This is a genomic window from Faecalibacterium langellae, from assembly GCF_002549775.1.
Taxonomy (GTDB): domain Bacteria; phylum Bacillota; class Clostridia; order Oscillospirales; family Ruminococcaceae; genus Faecalibacterium; species Faecalibacterium langellae.
The window spans coordinates 583,745-598,603 of record NZ_NMTR01000021.1 but is presented as its reverse complement, the minus strand read 5'-3'; the positions used below and the strand labels follow the sequence as shown (position 1 = coordinate 598,603).

At 56.2% G+C, this 14,859-nt stretch carries 21 protein-coding genes; 10 read left to right on the top strand and 11 right to left on the bottom strand.

The genetic code is table 11. From position 1 onward, the window contains the following. Window positions 1-12 precede the first annotated feature (12 nt). The gene (locus tag CGS49_RS11325) at window positions 13-411 is read left to right on the top strand and encodes a hypothetical protein (RefSeq protein WP_097801910.1); all 399 of its coding nucleotides are present in this window, start codon (window positions 13-15) and stop codon (window positions 409-411) included. Here the strand turns inward: CGS49_RS11325 and CGS49_RS14235 are convergent. Beyond that, window positions 404-568: a hypothetical protein gene (locus tag CGS49_RS14235; protein ID WP_179859071.1), complete on the bottom strand. Its 165-nt coding sequence runs from the start codon at window positions 566-568 to the stop codon at window positions 404-406. The genes CGS49_RS11325 and CGS49_RS14235 overlap by 8 nt on opposite strands. A gap of 98 nt (window positions 569-666) precedes the next feature. Between CGS49_RS14235 and CGS49_RS11320 the strand changes: the two genes are divergently transcribed. After that, complete coding sequence (locus CGS49_RS11320) at window positions 667-1,068, top strand: hypothetical protein (protein ID WP_097801909.1); 402 nt, start codon at window positions 667-669, stop codon at window positions 1,066-1,068. A gap of 177 nt (window positions 1,069-1,245) precedes the next feature. Here CGS49_RS11320 and CGS49_RS11315 read toward each other — a convergent pair whose 3' ends face one another. Next, the gene (locus CGS49_RS11315; RefSeq protein ID WP_097801908.1) at window positions 1,246-1,473 is read right to left on the bottom strand and encodes a helix-turn-helix domain-containing protein; all 228 of its coding nucleotides are present in this window, start codon (window positions 1,471-1,473) and stop codon (window positions 1,246-1,248) included. Window positions 1,474-1,638: 165 nt separating this feature from the next. On the opposite strand from CGS49_RS11315, the gene CGS49_RS11310 reads away from it, so the two are divergent. Genes CGS49_RS11310 through CGS49_RS11300 form a run of 3 tightly spaced genes read left to right on the top strand, consistent with a single transcriptional unit; the run spans window position 1,639 to window position 3,191 of the window. Further along, window positions 1,639-2,013 carry a helix-turn-helix domain-containing protein gene (locus CGS49_RS11310; RefSeq protein WP_097801907.1) on the top strand — a complete coding sequence of 125 codons (375 nt, stop codon included), beginning with the start codon at window positions 1,639-1,641 and terminating at the stop codon, window positions 2,011-2,013. 59 nt (window positions 2,014-2,072) lie between these two features. Continuing rightward, a complete protein-coding gene (locus CGS49_RS11305; RefSeq protein ID WP_097801906.1) occupies window positions 2,073-2,618 on the top strand; it encodes a hypothetical protein in 546 nt (181 codons plus the stop codon). Window positions 2,619-2,666: 48 nt separating this feature from the next. Continuing rightward, on the top strand, window positions 2,667-3,191 hold the full coding sequence (locus tag CGS49_RS11300; protein WP_097801905.1) for a DUF4231 domain-containing protein: 525 nt from the start codon (window positions 2,667-2,669) through the stop codon (window positions 3,189-3,191). On the opposite strand, the gene CGS49_RS11295 is transcribed toward CGS49_RS11300, so the two are convergent. Then, window positions 3,170-3,355 (bottom strand): hypothetical protein, encoded by a 186-nt coding sequence (locus CGS49_RS11295; RefSeq protein WP_097801904.1) that lies wholly within the window; start codon window positions 3,353-3,355, stop codon window positions 3,170-3,172. The genes CGS49_RS11300 and CGS49_RS11295 overlap by 22 nt on opposite strands. A 34-nt stretch (window positions 3,356-3,389) precedes the next feature. Between CGS49_RS11295 and CGS49_RS11290 the strand changes: the two genes are divergently transcribed. Together CGS49_RS11290 and CGS49_RS11285 are read left to right on the top strand one after the other, a co-directional pair. Next, window positions 3,390-3,809: a TIR domain-containing protein gene (locus CGS49_RS11290; protein ID WP_097801903.1), complete on the top strand. Its 420-nt coding sequence runs from the start codon at window positions 3,390-3,392 to the stop codon at window positions 3,807-3,809. 134 nt (window positions 3,810-3,943) lie between these two features. Beyond that, window positions 3,944-4,219 carry a type II toxin-antitoxin system RelB/DinJ family antitoxin gene (locus CGS49_RS11285; protein WP_097801902.1) on the top strand — a complete coding sequence of 92 codons (276 nt, stop codon included), beginning with the start codon at window positions 3,944-3,946 and terminating at the stop codon, window positions 4,217-4,219. A gap of 122 nt (window positions 4,220-4,341) precedes the next feature. Here the strand turns inward: CGS49_RS11285 and CGS49_RS11280 are convergent, their stop codons facing one another. From CGS49_RS11280 to CGS49_RS11270, 3 genes are read right to left on the bottom strand one after another with little or no spacing between them, the layout of a single operon-like run. Beyond that, a complete protein-coding gene (locus tag CGS49_RS11280) occupies window positions 4,342-4,770 on the bottom strand; it encodes a hypothetical protein (RefSeq protein ID WP_097801901.1) in 429 nt (142 codons plus the stop codon). Then, window positions 4,764-5,264: a type II toxin-antitoxin system HicB family antitoxin gene (locus CGS49_RS11275; protein WP_097801900.1), complete on the bottom strand. Its 501-nt coding sequence runs from the start codon at window positions 5,262-5,264 to the stop codon at window positions 4,764-4,766. The genes CGS49_RS11280 and CGS49_RS11275 overlap by 7 nt, the downstream gene beginning before the upstream one ends. After that, window positions 5,261-5,524 (bottom strand): type II toxin-antitoxin system HicA family toxin, encoded by a 264-nt coding sequence (locus tag CGS49_RS11270; protein WP_097801899.1) that lies wholly within the window; start codon window positions 5,522-5,524, stop codon window positions 5,261-5,263. Before CGS49_RS11270 ends, CGS49_RS11275 begins: the two co-directional genes overlap by 4 nt. A gap of 426 nt (window positions 5,525-5,950) precedes the next feature. On the opposite strand from CGS49_RS11270, the gene CGS49_RS11265 reads away from it, so the two are divergent. Then, entirely contained in the window at window positions 5,951-7,084 is a 1,134-nt protein-coding gene (locus tag CGS49_RS11265) for a tyrosine-type recombinase/integrase (protein ID WP_097801898.1), read from the top strand. Between the two features lie 139 nt (window positions 7,085-7,223). On the opposite strand, the gene CGS49_RS11260 is transcribed toward CGS49_RS11265, so the two are convergent. Beyond that, window positions 7,224-8,291: a hypothetical protein gene (locus CGS49_RS11260; RefSeq protein ID WP_097801897.1), complete on the bottom strand. Its 1,068-nt coding sequence runs from the start codon at window positions 8,289-8,291 to the stop codon at window positions 7,224-7,226. 73 nt (window positions 8,292-8,364) lie between these two features. Here CGS49_RS11260 and CGS49_RS11255 point away from each other — a divergent pair, with 73 nt between their 5' ends. Next, entirely contained in the window at window positions 8,365-8,661 is a 297-nt protein-coding gene (locus CGS49_RS11255) for a YabP/YqfC family sporulation protein (protein ID WP_097801896.1), read from the top strand. Continuing rightward, the gene (locus CGS49_RS11250; protein WP_097801895.1) at window positions 8,662-9,798 is read left to right on the top strand and encodes a sporulation protein YqfD; all 1,137 of its coding nucleotides are present in this window, start codon (window positions 8,662-8,664) and stop codon (window positions 9,796-9,798) included. It abuts the gene before it with no gap. 54 nt (window positions 9,799-9,852) lie between these two features. On the opposite strand, the gene hslO is transcribed toward CGS49_RS11250, so the two are convergent. The 4 genes from hslO to lon form a co-directional block, all read right to left on the bottom strand. Beyond that, the gene (hslO, locus tag CGS49_RS11245) at window positions 9,853-10,740 is read right to left on the bottom strand and encodes an Hsp33 family molecular chaperone HslO (protein ID WP_097801894.1); all 888 of its coding nucleotides are present in this window, start codon (window positions 10,738-10,740) and stop codon (window positions 9,853-9,855) included. A 3-nt stretch (window positions 10,741-10,743) separates the two neighbouring features. Beyond that, entirely contained in the window at window positions 10,744-11,493 is a 750-nt protein-coding gene (locus tag CGS49_RS11240) for a class I SAM-dependent DNA methyltransferase (protein WP_097801893.1), read from the bottom strand. Between the two features lie 3 nt (window positions 11,494-11,496). After that, window positions 11,497-12,099: a ribosome biogenesis GTP-binding protein YihA/YsxC gene (gene yihA, locus CGS49_RS11235; RefSeq protein ID WP_097801892.1), complete on the bottom strand. Its 603-nt coding sequence runs from the start codon at window positions 12,097-12,099 to the stop codon at window positions 11,497-11,499. Between the two features lie 263 nt (window positions 12,100-12,362). After that, window positions 12,363-14,819 (bottom strand): endopeptidase La, encoded by a 2,457-nt coding sequence (gene lon, locus CGS49_RS11230; protein WP_097801891.1) that lies wholly within the window; start codon window positions 14,817-14,819, stop codon window positions 12,363-12,365. Between the last annotated feature and the right edge of the window lie 40 nt (window positions 14,820-14,859).

The following is a 14,859-nucleotide window of genomic DNA, read 5'->3' as shown; positions in this document are numbered from 1 at the left end:
GATGTGGTTTTCTTGGATACTGCTCAGCTCACTTTGATTTTGTCTGCACTCACGACTATCATTGCACTGGTTTCGCCCTCTGTTACTGCGTTCATCAATAATCGTGCGGAGTATAAAAGGCTGTCCGCCAAGCTGTTCTTTGCTTCCAAAATGGAAGCCTATAAAGATTTCCTATCTGCTGCCGCGTCGGCCTCTTATCCGCTAACTCCAGAAGATTTTCGCAAGCTTACGGACGCATCTTCTCGCGTACTCATTTTTTCAAACGAAACCGTTCAAAATGCCGTCAGTAAATATTTTTCCGCTTTGCTTTCTTGTCCCGGAAATCCTTCGGAGAAAGACGTTCAGAAACTCATTGACTCTAAAGCTGACTGCCTTTTGGCTATGCAGACTGATATGCGGACGTTTAAATAATTCCGCCAAGTAGCAAAACATTCAGCGTACCAATTGCCGTCACTATCGGCGCATACCACCGATACCACGTCATTTGTTCCGGTGCCCAGCGTTCCATCAGCGCAACGCCGACCAATGCCGCGCCCCATATTCCTGCTATGCAGATTGCTGCTATCACCTTTTCACCTCCCGCCCCGCTCCGGGGCTTTCTTCATGCGCTCTTGCCCTTATCTGCCGTCCTGTGTTACACTTCCGTCAGAAAGGATGTGCGTTATCATGACGATCGAACAATTTTCTGCCCTTGTCTCTATCGTAGTTACACTTAGTGCTTTTGGTTCTTCCATTCTGACCTCTTACCTCACCAACTCTTTTCAATTGAAATTAAAGAAGCTCGAATTTTCTCACAATGAACATGAATCTTCTATAGCCCATCTGCGAAAAATCTACGAAGACTACATTCTGGCCGCCAGTGCCTGCGTTCACTTCAAAAGTCAAGAAGCCATTCATGACTTCAGCATGTGCTCCGGTCTGGCGCTGTACTACGCTCCTCCCTATCTGCAGGAGAAAATGATGCAGCTTCAAAAACAAATCGATACCGGGAAGTATGCTTATGGCACTGACCCAGACGAATCCACTCTCCTGAACGAGATCATTCTGGAATTGTCAAAGCTAAAGTAATGCTCCAATCTGCACCACAGTGTTTGCCGCGCTCACTACTACTGCGACCCACGCGTACCACTGTACTTTGCCAATGAACGTCTTGGTACACCAGACACTTCCCAGCGCAAAAAGCCAGCTCATTGCGGTCAATACTACGATCATTTTTTCACCTCCTGCCCCTCTCCGGGGCTTTTTTCATGCGCTCTTGCCCGGCTGGGCGGTGTGCGGTTCGATTCCGAAAAGTTCATTCGGAGTGACACCCAGCGCCTTACAAATTGGTACCACATCATCCGATGTCAACCGCTTTCTTCCGCGAAGTAAAGCATTGAACTTCTTCGGGTCATACCCTGCTGCCCGTGCCACCGCTGATTGCTTTAAGCACTTCTCGTCAATGATTTTGTAAATCATGTCCGTTGCACTCATTCCATACGCTCCTTTCGGGTACAAGTTTCTTGGACATTTTTACAATATCACAAGATTCTTGCTTCGTCAAGAGTTTTGTACAATTTTCTTGTACTTTCATCTTGACTTTTCAAGACAGCGCATTTATACTGACCCTAGAACGATGATTTTGAGGAGGTGTTTCCAATGTCTTTTGCCAGTCGTCTCCGACAGGCGCGTGAACAGTCCGGTCTTACTCAGCAGGATTTAGCTGAAAAACTTGGCGTTACAAAAAGTGCCATAGGCAACTATGAAAACGGCGTCAGCAGTCCTAAATGGGATGTTCTTTTGAAAATTTTCGATGTCCTACACGTCGAACCGAATTTCTTGTATCAGGATAGCTTTTCGCCTGACAGCGCCGAACCGGTACTCCTTACTCCCCAGCAGTCCGCGCTGCTCTCGTCCTTCGACCAGCTCAATGAGGAAGGCCAGCAGAAAGCCGTGGACTATGTCGAAGATCTGGTGCTCACCGGGCGCTATAAAAAATGTGCTGCGCTTGGCCTGGGCACAAAAGAAGCATAAATAAAAAAATTCCGTTTCGCTACTTGCCGAAACGGTTCGTTTGTACTGGAGTGATTTTCATGTTTTCTACTGGTATTTCTTACAATGAAGCCGAATCTGCCATTCAGAAACTTGACCCTTCCATGCGTGCAGACTATGAAAAAAGTCTCTCCGACCTCCGAAAAGCCGAGACCGTCTATGCGGAAGAAGGACGGCAAGCCATCAGTTACATGGGTTTGGCGCTCAACTTAGAGAATGCCATGCAGGAACTCGCCGCCACAAAGTCTCTCCTAGATCAGGAACGCGAAAAGTGTCAATTCCTCGACCGTAGTATTTTTCCAATGCTTCTTCTGCTCTGCGGTTTTTTGAGTGCTTTCATCATACCGTTGCTTGCACATTCTTTGTCTTTTTCACCCTTATTGGCCGTTGCTGGCTCTATCGCTTTTTCTGTCATTCTATCACTTATCGGCATCGTCTATACCTACGGAATTTCGGAGCACCTTGGCAAGGATCCTGATTTCTATTTGCTCTATAAATCCTCTCAAAAAGTAAAACTTGCCTTTTTTGTGCTTCTGCCCTTGATGGTTGAGATCATCTATGGAATTATTGAATATTTCCGCCGCTAATCATAAAAAAATCCCCGGCACAAATGTGCCGAGGATGAAAGGAGTTTCATGTTTTCGTTTTGTCGGAATAAATCTGCTGAAAAAGAATCTTACACCCCGCCCGATGTTGAGCCGGGTGATATCAACAGCTATATTCAGAACCGCCTGAATGATCAGATCAGGTGGTACGATAAAAAGGCCCAGCAGGCGCAACGCATTTACAAGCGGCTGCAGTTTGCAGAGTTTGTCATTGCTGCAGCCATTCCGCTGCTTGCCAATTATACAGCCAGCTGCCCTGCAGTCGCTTTTGTCGTTGGCCTGTTGGGCGCTGCGATCACCGTTATCGAAGGTACTGAGCATCTCGGCCGTTACCACGAAAACTGGATCGAGTACCGTTCCGCATGTGAAACGCTGAAGCACGAAAAGAATCTCTATCTCATGAATGCATATCCCTATGGCACCGATGAGACTAAAGAACAGCTCTTTGTGCACAACATTGAAGATTTGCTTTCTTCAGAAGGCAACAAATGGAAGGCTTCCAATGCCAAGTCTGCTTCGTCCAAAGAAAAAGCTCACTCTGAAACCGGCTCATAAGTTTTTTCAAAGACATCAGGTTTGCAGGGATATTTTTCTCCGTTTACCCCTGTAATGATCCAGTCACCAGGCGACGCATGCATCACGCCTTCCAGCGTTTCAATGTACATGTCTTTATCCGTCTGGTATGCATCAACCACAACTGGTTTTTTCTGAAATTTCATATATTCCTCCGAATGTTAAGAAAGGACGTTCAAAATGCCTGCTTTATCTAATTACCGTATCTTTATCAGCCACGCATGGAAGTATGGCGAAGAATATGATCGCCTCGTTGCCCTTCTGGATAGTACTTCAAACTTTTCTTATTACAATTATTCCGCACCAAAAGAAAAGCCTTTGGCGCTTTCTTCCTCCCATGCCTCTAAGGCAGAAATCAAAGAAGCCATCACCGCTAAAATTAAAAATGCACAAGTCGTTCTTGTGATCGGCGGCATGTATACGCTTTATCATGAATGGATGGCGTATGAAGTAAACGAAGCCATGCGTATGGGGAAACCTATTATTGCTATTATGCCCTGGGGCGGTGTTTATATGCCGCTTGAGCTCCAGTCCAAAGCCACCCGGCAAGTCGGTTGGAACTCTGCATCCATCGTAAAAGCAATCCGCGAGCTTGCTTGATTTTATTTTAGCATCTCCATTCAGTCTATGCAAGCCGTCCCATCTTCCGATCAACGATTTAACGTAAAATTCATTTCTTTTATGTTGACATTGTGCGCAAATCGCAATACAATGAGCATGAGGAAGGTGATACTATGGCCAATACCGCAAACATTAACATCCGTATGGATGCCAATCTTAAAAAGCAGTTCGAAGCATTCTGCGCCGATATGGGCATGACCATGACCACAGCTGTCAATATTTTTGCCCGCAAGGCCGTGCGGGAGAACCGCATTCCGTTCGAGATCAGCGGCGATGTGCCCAATGCCGAAACGCAGGAAGCGATCCGTGAAGTCAAGCAGATGAAGGCAGACCCCACTCTGGGCAAGACCTACACCGACGTGGATGAAATGATGAAGGAGCTGCGCTGATCCTGTATCTGACCCGCACCGGTACCCATAGCGATCTGTTCTGATTCATGAGCGCCCCGCCGGGCGCTCTTTTTGCAAAAGAAAAAGCCCACCGGTTTTGCCCGGCAGGCCAACGCGCTCTATTAAGTTGTAGATTCTTCGGTCTGAAAATACGGCGGCAAAATCATAGGTGCGCTGTCAAACGCAGAGGTCAGTTGTGCAATAATTAACGATACGCGATTCATCAATCCACGCTTTTCCTGAATATAGAACGGTATGTTTTCTTCCACTTCCTTCTGGATTGCCGCATCAGATACTTCTTTCAGCGAATCTGATTCTTTCAGATAATGCTCCACAGAATATGTTACCGTAATTTCAAAATTGCAGGCAGGTTCAAATCCAACATGCCGTGTGCACTCTACCCGCAGGCAATCCGATTTCTTTTTTGTAGTCACCGAATCCGATACAATTACTTCCAGACTGCCTGTTTCTTCCGCCGGATCGTCCAATGCGTTCATTTCTACTTTTTCCAGCTGGATCCGGCATCGATTGTTCAACAGTTCTTTCAGCATCTTTTCTTCATCTCCGTTCTTCCATTTACTACAGTCCAGTTCCGCTTCCATAATGCCAGATGGCTGGCATCATCTGGTGCGGTGTCCACTGTCTGTTCTTCTGCTGAATACATTTTCGCCATTTCTTCCGGCAGAATAACGGTACGATTCTCGTGCCATGCAGGAGAAAGATATTCCGTCAGTGCATTCTCTACAACTTTGTTTAACGCGATTCCATCCTCTTGTGCTTTCCGGAACGCTTTTCGATGCAATTCCGGTGAAATGCGGACATTGAATGTCCCGCTAAACTCTTTCTGCGGCTGCTTTCCAACTTCTTGGCAGAATGCCAGATAGTCATCTACTGCTGCATGAAATTCTTGCTCAAGTTCCTTTGCATTCTCTGTGTAGAAATCTACCAGATCGTCAATACCCAGAATTTTTCCGTAAAACACCTGATCTTCGGCGGAATATTCCGGTTTTGCGGAATATCCCTTATAATGCAGTACATTTTTCATACGTGATCATGCTCCTTCAAAAACTGTACCACGCTTTCCACCGAGCCTTTTACCATCTGATCACCTGGATGCGGCTTGTGGAGTGATACCATCGCCCCTGTTTCCGGGTTGTAAAATCGCACCCGTGAACCAGAGGTTGCTCCTTTATTGGATTCTTCGTACCCAAAATGCTTCATGATTTTACAAAGGTCTGTATAACGAAAGTCTGCCGGTGTTGGTTTCTGGCAGAGTTTCCTTATCAGTGTATCAATTTTGCTCATACATTATGCATGGCCTCCGTTTTTCTGTAACTGGATATCAGTTACACCATCATTATACTAATTCATCCAACACTTGTAAACACTCCAAAAGTTGCATACGCAACATCTATTGCGTTTATTTGCGTTTTTAAAAACAGAAAATCCCCCAGCTGTTTCCAGCCGGGGGACCTTCTGCTGCCTGTTGCCCGAATAAGTAGGAGTAATCATGAATGCCTTACAACCCATCGCGTTTCCGCTCTTTGATTGTAGCGCGGCCCTGTGATTTCTGCAAGCCGTGAGTTTTTTGAAAAAAGAAGTACCCGGCGCTGGTACGAGCAACGCCGGGCTGAATGGAAGCTTACACAAAACGAAGGTAAATCTTTTTGCGCCTGCCGGGTCTATTGTACCACCTCCCGGCCGGGCGCGCAAGCCGGGAGGTTTTGCTGCATGACAAACAAAAAAGGTTCCGATGGCCGTTACCGCTATCGCGTCTGTATCGGTAAGGATGAAAGCGGCAAGCCAAAATACAAAAGTTTTTATGGCACCACCGCCCGCGAAGCCCGCGCTGCAGCGGAAGCCTACCGCGCAGCACTGGGCAAAGGCATGGACCCGGCGCAGGCCAAGGCCACCCTTGCCACCCTGTACGATAACCTGATCGCAGCCAAAAAGGCCAAGGGCATCGGCCAGAAAAGCCTTGACCGCTACGAGGATAACAAAAATCATTGGGGTCCGCTGCTGGAGCATCCCGCCGCCGACCTGCGGACGGCCGATTTTCAGAAGGTGCTGAACGCTCTGGCCGACTGGCACGACGGCAAGCCGCCCTTGTCCCACTTCACCCTGTCCAACCTGCGCAGCAGCGCAAAGGCCGCGTATGAGCTGGCCATCCCTGAGATCGTCCAGTATAACCCCATCGTCAAGACCACCTGCCCTGCCGGTGCCGACCCCGAGCCCCGTGAACCCATCTCGGAAGAACAGCAGCGCTGGATCCGTGAAACGCCCCACCGCGCCCAGCGCGCTGCCATGCTGCTGCTTTACTCCGGCCTGCGCCGCGGCGAAGCCACCGCCCTCACATGGGCCGACGTAGACCTGGACGCCGCCACGATCACTGTCAACAGCGGCTATAACTTCCACAACCAAAAGACCAAAAAGCCCAAGACTGCGGCAGGCCGCCGTGTGGTCAACATTCCCCGCATCCTCGTGGACTACCTCAAGACCCAGCAGGACGGCTGTCTGTATGTGCTGCACACGGTAAAGGGCCGCCGCATGACCGAGCAGGCATGGAAAACACTGTGGAGCAGCTACATGGCCGACCTGAACGTGAAGTACGGCTACAACGGTGCGGAAAGCAAAAAACGCCCGGGCGGCCTGCCCATGCGCATCGAGCCCTTTACCCCGCATCAGCTGCGGCACACCTTCTGCACCCTGATGTACTTTGCCGGTGTCGATGTCCTCACCGCCCGCGATCAGATGGGCCATAAAGACATCAGCGTCACCCTCGGCATCTATACATCTCTTGATAAAAAATTTAAGAAAAAGAAGATCAACCGGCTCGACTCCTATCTCCGAAAACAGACGGGCTAGCCCTTCGGTGGCGCAAAAGTGGCGCAAGCAATTTCTTTCTTCTCGATAGTATGCCATTTATTTTGATATATTTGCCCGCTCGTAATGAGCAGGTCGCCTGTTCGAATCAGGTCAGTAGCTCCAAAAACTCCCGGAGACGTTATGGGTCTCCGGGAGTTTTTTGTTCTGCGCAGGCTTTGCACAGCTCCCATGCCGTCAGGCAGCACAGGGCAAAGGCCAGCAGGGCGCAGTCCAGCGGGACGCGGCGCATCAGAATGACCCGCTCCGGCAGGGTGGTGAAGGTCTCCACCGCCTGCTGCGGCAGGCCGAGATAAAACAGTGCCAGTGACAGCGGCAGGTGCAGCAGCCGGGCGGCCAGCAGCGGCCGGAAGGAAATTTCCGGCGGGCAGATGGTGCGCACCTGCAAAAGCACCGAAGCGCCCTGCAGGCTCAGTGCCGCGCAGCACAGGCTGCTGGCCCAAAAGCCGGTGCGGGATGCATAGTCGCAGCCGGAGCACACTTCCAGTAGCATGGCAGGCAGGGCAGCAAAGCCTCCTGGCAGAAAATGGCCGCAGCCTGCCGCCAGCAGCCGGAAGTACAGCACAAAGCCGCAGAGCTTGAGGTAGGTCACGGCCGCCTGCGCGATGATGGCATCCAGCGGCTGGAGCAGGCCGGGCGCTTTCAGGGGCGGCGTGCTCCCGCTTGCGCCGCCGCCCTGCAGGCGGTACAGCAGTGCCGCCGAGAGATACCCCGCCAACAGCTGTGCCGCAAAGAGCCGCACCCCCAGCGCCCGGCTGCCCAACATCTGCTCCCCCACCGTGAGGATGACAAAAGATGGCCCGGAACAAATACAGGCAGGCAGCAGCGCGGATGCCTGCTTTGCCGAGAGCTGCCCGGTTTGCACCGCCTGTGCTGCCGCCGAAGCCGCCGGGGCGAAACCGCCCAGCGCCCCGATGAGCAGCACGCCGCCCGCGCTTTTGGCCCGGACGCCGATGAGCCGCGCCGCCGGGCGGAACAAAACGCCCAGCCATTCCCCCGCCCCGCTCTGCATCAGCAGGGCCGAGACGATCAAAAATGGGAACAGCGACACCAGCAGCGGCCCGCCGCACAGCTGCAGCCCCTGCCGCAGCGTATCGGCGCAAAGGCCCGGGGCGGCAAACACCAGCACCGCCGTGGCCAGCGCCAGCACCAGAAACGCAGCCCGCCGGATTTTCAGCCTCCGATTCATAAGCTCACCCTCCCCGTCCATATATATGTAGCAATTGGCCATGCCTAACACTGCCGGATGGGAGGGAGCGGAAATGCCAAACAAGCACAGCAGGCGGCTTTCCCTGCGCAGCTGGCTGGCCGCGCTGTTCCGCCAACCGCCCGCCGGTTTCTACCGCACGCCGTCCATCTACCAGAGCGGCAACCGGCTGGAGGTCGAGCACTTCCGGGCCATCCTGCTCTACGACGAGGACCAGCTGCGCCTGCAGATGCCGCGCGGACAGCTCACGATCTGCGGCGACGGGCTGAGGATCCTCACCCTCACGGCAGACCGGTTGACCCTTTCCGGAAAAATTCTGCGCGTGGATTTTTCCGATGAACAGGAGGCCTGAATGGAGCCGGTACGATTCTGGGCCGCGGTGGAGTTCACCGCACAAAACGGCAGCGTCGAGGCCCTTCTGAGCGAGGCATCGGCGCAGGGGCTGCACCCCTACGGTGTCTCGGCCCGGCCCGGCGGCTTTTGCGCCCACTGCGCCGCGTGGCAGTACCGACGGTTCGCCGCGCTGGCGCGGAAACTGCGGGTGCGGCTGCGGGTGCACAAGCGGCAGGGACTTTATTTTTGCATCCGGCCCCTGCTGCGGCGGGCCGGGCTCTGGGCGGGGCTGGCGCTGTTCGTGCCGCTGCTGCTCTGGGCGCAGCAGTATGTCTGGACGGTGGATACCAGCACCCTCACCACCGGGCAGGCCGCCCGGGCGGCGGCCGTTCTGCGGGCAAACGACCTGCAGCCCGGCTCTGCCGTGACCGAAGCAAAGCTCACCGCCGGGGAATACGCCCTTTTGCAAAGCGGCGAGTTCTCCTGGGCCAGCCTGAACTTTGCGAAGGGCCGCCTGGTGGTGGAAGCTGCTGCCGCAAAGCCGAAACCGGACATTGCCGCCGGGACGCTGCACGGCATCCGGGCCAAGTGCGGCGGCACGGTGGTGCGCACAAACCTTGTCAGCGGCACCATGCTGGTGGTGCCCGGGCAGCAGGTGGAAGCCGGGCAGGGGCTGATCGGCACGGCCCGCGCCGAGCGGGACGGCACCCTGATCTTTGCGCCGGCGGCGGGCACCGTGACCGCCCAGTTCGAGTGGAGCGACACCCGGCAAGTGCTGCTGAAGGAGGACGTTCTGCAGCGGTCCGGAGCGGTTTCTGTCGAATACGAACTGCTGCTGTTCGGGCACCATTTCGCACTGCCTGCCGCCCCGGCAGCGGAGAATGCCGCAAGCCAGACCCGGCATTTTGCGGCAGATCTTTTCGGGCTGCCGCTCCCCTGCTCGGTGCAGGAGACCTGCTGGTACGCCCAGCAGCCCGCCGTGCTCTGCCGCACCGAGGAACAGGCCGCCGCGCTGGCCCGGCTGCAGAGCCTGCAGGCACTGAAAGAGACCTTCCCAGACGCAGAGATCGTTGCCCGCAAAGAGGACTGCACGGCCAGCGGCGATGCGCTGGACTATACGGTGACCTATACGATCGTGGCCGATATTTGTGCGTAAGACGCAAAAAGACCTTCCCGGCGGGAAGGTCTTTTTTGCTGCTTATTTTACTGTTTATTCCTGTTTCTGGGCGTCGTACTCCGCGATCAGATCGTTGAGGTCGTACTGATACTTGCTGTGGCAGAAGTGGCACACCACTTCGCAGTTCGGGTCCTCGTCGCGCATCTTCACCAGTTCCTTGCGGCCCAGGCTGAACAGCATCTCCTTGGTGCGCTCAGCGCTGCAGTCGCACTGGTAGTGCACGTCGCGCTCGTCCAGGACGTTGGGGGCAAAACCTGCCAGTGCCATCTGCATCATGTCCTCGGGGGTCTTGCCCTCGTGCAGCATGGTGGTGACAGACGGCATGGCCGCGATATTCTTTTCCAGCTGATCGATCTCAGCATCGGTGGCACCGGGCAGCAGCTGCACCATAAAGCCGCCTGCGCACAGGATGGACAGGTCCTTGTCCACCAGCACGCCCAGTGCCATGACGGTGGGCACCTGCTCGCTGTAGGCGTAGTAGGCGGTCAGGTCCTCGGCGATCTCGCCGGAGACCAGCGGCACCTGGCCCACGGTGGGCTCCTTCTGCAGGCTGTTGTCGCGGATGACGGTCAGCACACCGTCGCGGCCCACGGCACCGCCCACGTCCAGGTGGCCGTTCTCCTTCAGGGGCAGCTCCACCAGCGGGTTGTCGATGCAGCCCTTCACGTTGCCGGTGCCGTCGGTGCAGGCAATGACCACGCCGGTGTGGCCGCCGCCGGACACGCGCAGGGTGATCTTGTCGCGGTCATCCTTGAGCATGGAGCCCATCAGGGCCGCACCGGTGAGCAGACGGCCCAGAGCGGCGCTGCAGGTGGCGCTGGTGGTGTGGAGCTGCTCGGCCTTGCGGACGATTTCCGTAGAGTCCACGCCACAGAACACGACGCCGCCGTTTTCCGACAGGCCGCGGATCAGATTTGCCATAGGTTATCCCTCCAATTGTGTATACTGCTTGACTGCGCAGAAGAAGTAGCGCTGGCTCTCCTCGGTCAGCGGGCCGAAGGTCTCGCCGTCGCAGACGCTTTCCAGCGCAAAGCCGTGCTTTTCCAGCGCAGTGCGGATGGTGTCAAGGTCGTAGGTGTACTCATAGAACTGCTCGTGGAAGTGCTCTGCCGTCTCGTGGTAGTCGATGTCCACGGTAATCTCCACTCGGCGGTTCTCCGCGTCGTAGTGGTTGCGCCAGATGCAGGACGCATCTTCTTCCTCAAAGGTGAATTCGTTGTCACCCAGCACGTTCTGGTGCTTATATGGCGTGTTCATGTCAAAGAGGAACACGCCGCCCTTCTCCATGAAAAAGCCCGCGTTGGCAATGGCCGTGTCCAGGTCCGGGATGTGGTTGAAGGTGTCAAAGGTGGACACTGCCGCCCGGATGGTGCCGTAGAGGTCAAGCTTGAGCAGATCCTGCCGCAAAAGCAGCAATTTGCCGGAAAGGCCCAGCTGTTCGGCCTTATCGCGCACAACGCAGAGCATCTCCTCCGACTGGTCGATGCCGATCATATCATAGCCTGCCTGGGTGAGCATGAGGGTCAGTTCCCCGGTGCCGCAGCCCAGGTCCGCCACGATGCCGTCCCGGATGCCGTGGGCTTCCAGCTTTTCGCGGATGTGGGCATACAGCGCATCATAGTCGGCCTCGCCGTTGAACTCATCGTAAAAATAGGCAAATTCGTTGTAGGCCATGGTTTACTCCGCTTCCTCGCTCTCGGCGGCAACCGCGGCGTTGAGCACCGCCTGCAGCTCCGGGATGCCGTAGCCGTTCTCGCCGCTGGTCAGCACCACCTTCTGGCAGCCGTAGGGGCGGCAGAGGTTCTCGAAGTCTTCCAGCGTTTTGGCCAGCTGGCTCTTTTTCAGCTTGTCGGCCTTGGTCAGGGCCACCACATAGGGGATCTGATGATAGTGCAGGTAGCGCAGCATCTGCTCATCATCGGCGCTGGGCGCATGGCGGCAGTCCAGCAGCTGCACCAGCAGGGTGTGGTGGCGCGGGGCTTCGAAGTAGCTGTTGATCAGGTCATCCCAGCGCTCACGGTCGGCGTTGCTCACCTTGGCGTAACCGTAGCCGGGCAGGTCCACAAAATAGCAGTCGTCCACCGAGTAGAAGTTGATGGTGGCCGTTTTGCCCGGGGTGCTGGACACACGGGCGAGGTTTTTGCGGCTGCACAGCTTGTTGATGAGGCTGGATTTGCCCACATTGGACCGCCCCGAAAAGCTCAGTTCCGGGCGGTCGCTCTCGGGCAGCTGGCTGGAAATGCCATAGCTGGCAATAAAATCAGCTTTGTTGTAATTCATGGAGCTTTCCTTTCTTTTATAGGGGCTTGTCCGGCGGGCCGGCAGATAGTTTCTCCAGCGAATGTCCTGGGGGTGGGGCCCCGGCGCGCAAGCGTTGGGGCGGGACTGCAGTCCTGCAACGGCAACGACCGCCGCCGGTGGCGGAAACAAGGAGTTGCTGTTGGGGCCGCGGCCAGCAAGACGCAAGCGATAGCGAAGCGGATGCTGGGTGCCGCAACCCGTCGCTGTTCGCGGAGAAAGCTATCTGCTGGCCCGCCCTATTCTCAGCACACTGCGCCGGGCTGGGGCTTTTCTGCGGTGGGCGGCACGATGGCGTCCGCCTTTTTCTTTGTGCGGGTGCGGCTGGCCGGGGCCTTGGCCTTCTTCGGGTCCTGGGGCTTGAGCAGGGCTGCATTCAGCACCTGGGTCAGGCTCTGCATGGGCAGGAAGGTCAGGTTCTTCTTCACCTCGTCGTCCACTTCGTAGAGGTCGGGTTCGTTGTCCTTGGGGATGAGCACGGTCTTCATGCCCTCGCGGTAGGCCGCCATGCTCTTTTCGCGCAGGCCGCCGATGGGCAGCACGTTGCCGTGCAGGGTGATCTCGCCGGTCATGGCCACATCGCCGCGCACCGGCATCCCGGACAGGCAGGACACCAGTGCCGTGGTCAGGGTGACGCCCGCAGAGGGGCCGTCCTTGGGCACCGCGCCCTCCGGGGCGTGGATGTGCAGGTCACATTTCTTGAGACGCTCCGGGTCGATGCCGTACTCCTCGGCGTGGACGCGCACCCAGGTGATGGCCAGCTGGGCACTTTCCTTCATCACGTCGCCCAGTGAGCCGGTGACCGTGATCTTGCCGCTGCCGTTGTCCATCACCTGCACCTCAATGGGCAGGGTCTCGCCGCCCACACTGGTCCAGGCCAGACCGTTGGCGATGCCGATGGCATTGGTGCGGTTGAGGAAGTCGGGCTTGACGAAGCGGGGGCCCAGCAGTTCTTCCAGCATGGTGCCGGTGACAGACACACTCTCCACCTCGCCGGATGCGATCTTGCGGGCGCACTTGCGCAGCACACTGGTGATGGTGCGCTCCAGGTTGCGCACACCGGCCTCGCGGGTGTAGCCGTCGATGATGCCGTACAGCGCGCTCTGGCTCAGGGTGACCTTGCCGGTCAGGCCGCAGGCCTTGAGCTGCTTGGGCAGCAGGTGCTTGCGGGCGATGTTGTACTTCTCCACGCGGGTGTAGCTGGGCAGTTCGATGACGTCCATGCGGTCGCGCAGCGGGCCGGGGATGCTGCCCAGATCGTTGGCAGTGGTGATGAACAGCACATGGCTCAGATCGAACGGGATATCAATGAAATGATCGTTGAAGGTGCTGTTCTGCTCCGGGTCCAGTGCTTCCAGCAGAGCGGCCGCCGGGTCGCCCCGGAAGTCGCCTGCCAGCTTGTCGATCTCGTCCAGCAGCATCAGCGGATTGGAGCTCTTGGCCGAGATCATCGCGCTGATGATCTTGCCGGGCATGGCGCCGATGTAGGTGCGGCGGTGGCCGCGGATCTCGGCTTCATCCCGCACGCCGCCCAGACTGATGCGCACATACTTGCGGCCCAGGCTTTCGGCGATGGAGCGTGCAATACTGGTTTTGCCGACGCCCGGAGGGCCCACAAGGCAGATGATCTGTGCCTTCACGTCCGGTGCCAGTTTGCGCACGGCCAGCGTTTCCAGAATGCGGTCCTTCACCTTCTTCAGGCCGTAGTGGTCACGGTCCAAAATCTGCTGGGCACGGGCAATGTCCAGGTCATCCACCGTGAAGGTGTTCCACGGCAGGTCCAGGCAGGTGTCCAGATAGGTGCGGATAACGGTAGCTTCCTGATTGGAGCCCTGCATTTTGGAAAGGCGGTCCACTTCTTTGAGCAGCTTCTTCTCGCTGTCCTCCGCAAGGTGCAGTTCCGTGATCCTGCGGCGGTACTCGTCGGCTTCGGCGTGGGTGTCGTCGCCCTCGCCCAGTTCATCGCTGATGATGTGCAGCTGTTCGTGCAGGTAGTAATCGCGCTGGTTCTTGTCCATGGACTCGTTGACCTTTTCCGCGATCTCCTTTTCAATTTTCATCACCTGACACTCGCGGCGCAGCATCTCGACCAGCTTTTTCAGCCGCCCGTTCAGAGTGCTTTCGTCCATGACAGCCTGCTTGTCCTCATAGCGGAACAACAGGTTTGCGGGCATGTACTCGCTGAGGAACGCCGGGTCGTCGCTGGAAACGATGGCAAACACCACGTCCTTGCCCAGACGCGGGTTCATGCCGAGGTATTCATCAAAGCCGGTCTTGAGGGCCCGCAGCAGTGCTTCGGTCTCCACGGCATCCTCGGCCTTGCCGGCACGCACCGGGGCCGGGCGCACCGCAGAAAGCAGAAAATCGCCGCTGGTGTCCAGCTCGGTGAGCTTGGCGCGGTACTTGCCCTCCACCAGCACCTTCACAAGGTCCTCGGAGACCCGCAGCACCTGCTTGACTTCGGCTACAACGCCGTAGCTGAACAGGTCTGCCTGGGTGGGGTCGCTGGTCTCCATCGCCTTCTGGGCCACCAGAAAAACGTTGGAGTTATTGGCCATGGCCCATTCCACGGCAGCGATGCTCTTTTCCCGGCCCACCTCGAAGTGCACGAGGTTGTTGGGGAACACCACAAGGCCGCGCAGAGCGATGGTGGGCAGGTGAAGCTCGCGATGCTCCACCTTGATGGTAACTTTTTCACTCATTATGCAAACACCTCCCGGCTGCCATACACTTTCCCCATAT